General features: G+C 74.5%; 4 protein-coding genes. All 4 read right to left on the minus strand.

Features of this window, described 5'->3' with window-relative positions:
• Positions 1-227 precede the first annotated feature (227 nt).
• Positions 228-734: a DUF2231 domain-containing protein gene (locus HUW36_RS23950; RefSeq protein WP_174530243.1), complete on the minus strand. Its 507-nt coding sequence runs from the start codon at positions 732-734 to the stop codon at positions 228-230.
• Positions 735-810: 76 nt separating this feature from the next.
• On the minus strand, positions 811-1,527 hold the full coding sequence (locus tag HUW36_RS23955; protein ID WP_174530246.1) for an ANTAR domain-containing protein: 717 nt from the start codon (positions 1,525-1,527) through the stop codon (positions 811-813).
• Positions 1,528-1,733: 206 nt separating this feature from the next.
• The gene (gene secA2 / locus HUW36_RS23960) at positions 1,734-4,028 is read right to left on the minus strand and encodes an accessory Sec system translocase SecA2 (protein ID WP_174530244.1); all 2,295 of its coding nucleotides are present in this window, start codon (positions 4,026-4,028) and stop codon (positions 1,734-1,736) included.
• A gap of 111 nt (positions 4,029-4,139) precedes the next feature.
• A partial coding sequence (locus tag HUW36_RS23965; RefSeq protein ID WP_174530245.1) for an ABC transporter ATP-binding protein occupies positions 4,140-5,797 on the minus strand: 1,658 nt, incomplete at its 5' end.

Genomic DNA, 5,797 nt, shown 5'->3' on the forward strand with positions numbered 1-5,797 from the left:
CGCGGGGTGCACGGTGCCTGCGGCGCGGAGGGCGCGGCCGCGCACGAGCGCGCGGGTGCCGACGGCGCGGTCACCGGGCGTGACGGCTCCGCGAGAAAACCTGCCCGGAGCGCGTCATGCCTCCCGGTCATATTTATGACCAGGAGGCATAACGGTTTCACCTTGCCTGCCCCGCCTGCCGCGACACGCCCGGCGCCCCCCACCGGAACACGGCGGCCGGGGGACGGTCAGAACGGTCGGGGCCGGGCGATCTCGACGGTCGCGCCATGGACGCCGTCGAAGGCGTCCAACCGGGCCGGCTCGGCGGCGCGGCCCCGGTCGTACTGCTGGAGCAGCCGCGCGCCCAGACCCACGCCGACCGCGCCCACCGCCAGCGCGACCAGCTCGGTCGCGAGCTGGCCGCCGGTCGCGCCCCGCTGCGGCGCGTGCGCCCGGATCAGGCAGGTGAGCAGGAACATCGCCGCCATCACGGCGTTGACCAGGTTGAACGTGACGGCGGTCCGGTTCGCCCGACCGATCCGCACGTCCCACAGGTCGACGAGCCCGGCGACCGTGGCGAGTCCGGCCGCGACCAGCGCGGCCACCGCCGTCCAGTAGCCCACCTCGCCGAGGAAGGCCGGGCCGCCGGCGACGTCCGCCAGGTCGAACACGGCGGCGCTGACGAAGAGCCCGAACGGGAACGTCACAAGCATCGGTTGGATGGGGTGCCCCTGCACCCGCAGTCGGCTCTCCATCGCGTCCTCCCCAGGTCGGCGCAGTTCACCAGTCCAGGGTGCTACCCGACGCCCTCGGGAGCGAAACGACTGTCGGTCAGTTGTCGCGGGGCCGGGAGACGGTGAGCACGAGCCGCTCGGCCACCTCACGCAGCGGGATGTCCAACGAGGAGGCGGCACTGCGGAGCACGTCCAGCGCCTCCGGGGCCGGGCAGCCACGCTGCGTCATGATCACGCCGACGGCCTGCCCGACCACTCCCTCGGCCAGCAGCGCGCCGTCGAGCTGACCGGCCCGGGCGGTGGCCCGTTGCCGGTCGCGCACGGCGGCGAGCAGCAGGCCGGCGTGCTCGGCGAGCAACATCGCGGTGAGCTGGTGCCGGGGGGTGAGCGTCCCGGGCGACTCGGCGTACAGGTTGATCGCACCGATCACCTGCTCGTCGACGTCGACCGGAGCGGAGATCACCCCGCGCACGCCGAGCGCGTCGGCCCGCGCGCACCAGGCCGGCCAGCGTTCCTCCCCGGCCAGCTCCGCCGCGATGATCATCTCGCGGCGGCGCACCGCGGTCAGGGCCGGCGTGTCCGGGCCGTGCCGCAGGTCGTCCAGCTCGGCCCGGCGCGGATCGGAGGCGGCCACCCCGGCGGGCTCCCCGGCGCGCAACGCGGTGAAGCCGCAGCTGTCGACGCCGGGTACGGCGTCCCGGGCGATCCGCACCAGGCGATCCAGTGCCTCGTCGAAGTCGGCGACGGCGATCAGGCCGGCGGTCAGCTCGCGCAGCAGCGCGGCGGTCTCCAGCACGCCCAGGTCGTCGGTCATGGCGTGGCGCATCTCGAGGTTCACCGGGCCACGGCCCCCACCGCCCCCGCGTCCGTCCACGCGGTGTCCCCGTCCGGCGCCGTTGCCTGGTCCATGTCCGTCCTCTCTCTGGCCGAGCCCCGGCCTACTACCCTCGCAGACCGGGATCGAAACCGCGCAAAAGGGCCCCTTCCGGCGCGTACCGGCCGGAGGGCCCCGAGCGTGGGTCAGCGGGACCCGGAGATGAGGCGCCGGCCCACCGACGCGATCAGCCGGTCCAGCTCCGAGCCGAACGGGTTGTCGTGCACCAGGTAGGTCCAGGTTGCGGTCGGCCGCACCAGCTTCGACGCGTCCGGCTCCCAGCCCTCGTCGAACTCCGTCTCCTCGAACGTGGCGACGGTCCGCGTCTCGATCTCGGGGATCAGGGCGTTGAACGCCGGCACCGCGCTGCGGTGGAACTCGTCGAGCGGGTCGAGGCGGCCCAGCGCCCGCAGGTGCACCCCCTCACGGACCTCGGACAGCTCGGCCAGGTGCTCGGCCCAGAGCCGGTCGAGGTGGAAGAGGGCGATCTTGCGGGCCACGTCGGCGAGCAGGTCCTCGTCCATCTCGCCGGCCTTCTCCGGTACCCGCTCCAGCAGCATCAGCGCGGCGATGTCACTGGTCAGCAGGCGCTCCCGACGCTCGGCCAGGGCCTTGCGCTGCTGCTCGATCACCTGGCTGTAGCGCCACGTGTTGCGGTGGATCTCGTGGTTGACGCCCTCCGCGACCCGCTGGGCGTGCTCGACCGCGTAGTCGACCTGCGGATCGGTGACCAGGCCGTCGGCGTTCATCCGGGGCGACGCCGGGACGGTGTCGCCGGCGTGCCGCGCCACCAGGTCGTCCTCCAGGCTGACGACGAAGACCGACCCACCGGGATCGCCCTGCCGGCCGGCCCGGCCGCGCAGCTGGTCGTCGACCCGGCGGCTGTCGTGCCGGCCGCTGCCGATCACGTACAGACCGCCCAGCTCGGCCACCCGCTCCCGGTCGGACTGGTCGCTGCCGCCCAGCCGGATGTCCACGCCCCGGCCGGCCATCTGGGTCGACACCGTGACCGCGCCGTGGGCGCCGGCCTCGGCGATGATGCCGGCCTCCTCGTCGTCGTTCTTGGCGTTGAGCACCACGCACGGCACCCCGGCGGCGTTGAGCGCCGCGGCCAGCCCCTCGGACTCCTTGACGTCGAGCGTGCCGACCAGCACCGGCCGCCCCGCCTGGTGGCAGCGGGTGATCTCGTCGACGAGCGCCTCCTCCTTCTCGGCGCGGGTCGCGTAGATCCGGTCCGGCTCGTCCTCGCGGACGCAGGGGGTGTTCGGCGGGATCACCGCCACCTCGAGGCCGAAGAACTCGCGGAGCTGGTCGCCGACGAGCACCGCGGTCGCGGTCATCCCGCAGACCGTCGGGTAGAGCGCGATGTACGCCTGCACGGTGACCGTGCCCAGCACCTCACCCTCGGCGGTGGCGTCCAGCCCCTCCTTCGCCTCGACCGCCGCCTGCAACCCGTCGGGCCAGCGGCGGCGCTGGGCGACCCGCCCGCGCATCTCGTCGATCAGCTCGACCGAGTCGTCCCGGACGATGTAGTCGACGTCGCGGTGCAGCAGGGCGTGCGCGTGCAGTGCCACGTTCACCGCGGAGAGCTGCCCGACGTGCTCCTCGTCGTACAGGTCGATGCCGCCCAGCTTGGCCTCGACGGTGGCCAGGCCGACCGAGGTGAAGGCGACGCTGCGGCCGTCCTCGGCGACCGTGTAGTGCCGGCCCTTGCGCAGGCCCCGCACCAGCGCGGCGGCGGCGTGCACCGGGTCCTGCTCGCCGGGGACCGCGCCGGCGAGCACCATCGGGACCCGGGCCTCGTCGATCAGGATCGAGTCGGCCTCGTCGACGATCGCGGTCTTCAGCGCCGGCTGCACCCGGTCGGCCAGGTCGGTGGCGAGCTGGTCGCGCAGGTAGTCGAAACCGGCCTCGCTGACCGCGACGTAGGTGACGTCACAGGCGTACGCGGCGCGCCGCTCCTCCGGGGTGGACGCCTCGTTGACCCAGCCCACGGTGAGCCCGAGCAGGGTGTAGACCGGCTCCATCCACTCGGCGTCGCGGCGGGCCAGGTAGTCGTTGACGGTGAGCACGTGCACCGGGCCGTTGCCCAGCCGGACGTGCCCGTACGCGGCGACGGCCGCGGTCAGCGTCTTGCCCTCACCGGTGGCCATCTCGGCGACCTTGCCGGACAGCAGCGCCATGGCGCCGAGCAGCTGCACGTCGTACGGGCGCTGGTCGAGCCCGCGCCGGGCCGCCTCGCGGCCGATCGCGCAGATCTCCTCGTACTTCTCGGCCTGCCCGGCCGCCTCGGTCAGCTCGGCGTCGGAGAGCTGCTCCAGCTCGGCCTCGCGGGCCTCGATCGCCGGCAGCAGCTTCTCCAGCGGCGCCAGGTCGACAGTCGTCCCGGGGCGCTGGAGGAACCGGCGGAACCTGGTCTTCAACCGTTGCGACACACCCATGAGCCGCAACGGTACGCGAACCGCAGCCGATTGTGACCCCCGCCCGGCGCCGCCGCCGCGCCGTGTCCGGATTTCCGCCCGTCGCCGCAGGTCACGGCCCAGGTGACCGGATCAGGCCACCAGCAGCTGGTGGGTGGCCAGCTCCCGGTAGAGCGGGCTGGTGGTGGTCAGTTCGTCGTGCGTGCCGACGGCCACGACCCGGCCGCCGTCGAGCACCACGATCTGGTCGGCGTCGACCACCGTCGACAGGCGGTGCGCCACGATCAGCAGGGTACGGCGCACCGCCACCGCGTCGATCGCCCGGCGCAGCGCCGCCTCGTTGCGCGCGTCGAGGTTGCTTGTCGGCTCGTCGAGCAGCAGCACCGGCGGCCCGGCCAGCAGCGCCCGGGCGATGGCCAGCCGCTGCCGTTCCCCGCCGGAGAGCAGCACGCCGCCCTCCCCGACCTGGACGTCCAGCCCTTCGGCGGTCCGGTCGGCCAGGTGACCCAGGTTGACCTCGTCCAGCACGCCGCGCAGCCGGTCGTCGCCGGCGTCGGGCGCGGTGATCAGGAGGTTGTCCCGCAGCGTGCCGGCGAGCACCGGTGCCTCCTGCTCGACGTAGCCGAGCCGGGCGCGCAACGCGTCGCGGGGCAGCTCCCGCACGTCCACGCCGTCCAGGCGCACCGCGCCCTCGTCCACCTCGTAGAAGCGTTCGACGAGCGCCAACAGGGTGGACTTGCCGGCGCCGGACGGGCCGACGAGCGCGGTGCGGCTGCCGGCGGGCACGGTGAAGCTCACCTCGCGCAGCACCGGAGGGCCGCCGGGATAGCCGAAGCCGACCCGGTCGAACTCGACCCGGGCGGGGACGCCGGCGGGTGGCGCGGTCGCGGCGGCCGCCGGCCGGTCGTCGACGCGCTCGTCGGGGACGGTGAGGATCTCCTCGATGCGGGCCAGCGCGCCCAGCCCGCTCTGCAGCTGGGTGTAGGCGTGCACGGCCTGGCCGAGCGGCAGCACCAGGAAGAACAGGAACATGACGAAGGCGACCAGGTCGCCCACGCTTATCGCGCCGGCCGCCACCCGGGCCCCGCCCACGGCCAGCACCAGCAGGAAGGCGCCCTGCACGGTGACCGTGCTGGCCGGGCCGACCACCGCCTGCGCCCGGGCCACCCGCAGACCGGCGTCGTACGCCGCGGTCGCGCTCGTCACCACCGTGGCGGTCTCCCGGCCCTCGGCCCGGCTGGCCCGGATGGTCCGCGCCGCGGAGATCGCCCGCTCGACGGCCGAGGTCATCTCCCCGACGCGTTCCTGGGCGCGGCGGGCCAGGCCCCGCACCCGGCGGGCGACGGTGACCGCGAAGCCCACCCCGACCGCGACCGCGGCCAGCGTCACGCCGAACAGCAGCGGGTCCAGCAGCAGCATCGCGGTGCCGGCGCCGACCACCATCACCGCGCCGGTGACGGTCTCGAACAGGCCGGAGGTCACCACCGCCCGCAGCAGCGTGGTGTCGGCGCCGACCCGGGACAGCAGGTCGCCGGTCCGGCGCCTGTCGTACTCGACGATCGGCAGGCGCAGCAGGTGCCCGGCCAGCCGTCGGCGGACCCCCAGCACGAGGCCCTCGGCGGTGCGTTGCAGCAGGTAGTCGCGGAGCCCGCCGAGCAACGCGCCGGCCACCACCAGCGCGACGAGCGCGACCACCAACGCGCCGGCCGGCCGGTCGGCGGTGATCCGGTCCAGCACGCCGCGGGTGAGCAGCGGCTGGGCGAGCGCGGCGGCGGCGCCGGTGAGCGACA

The organism is Micromonospora maritima (assembly GCF_902825405.1).
GTDB classification, from domain to species: domain Bacteria; phylum Actinomycetota; class Actinomycetes; order Mycobacteriales; family Micromonosporaceae; genus Micromonospora; species Micromonospora maritima.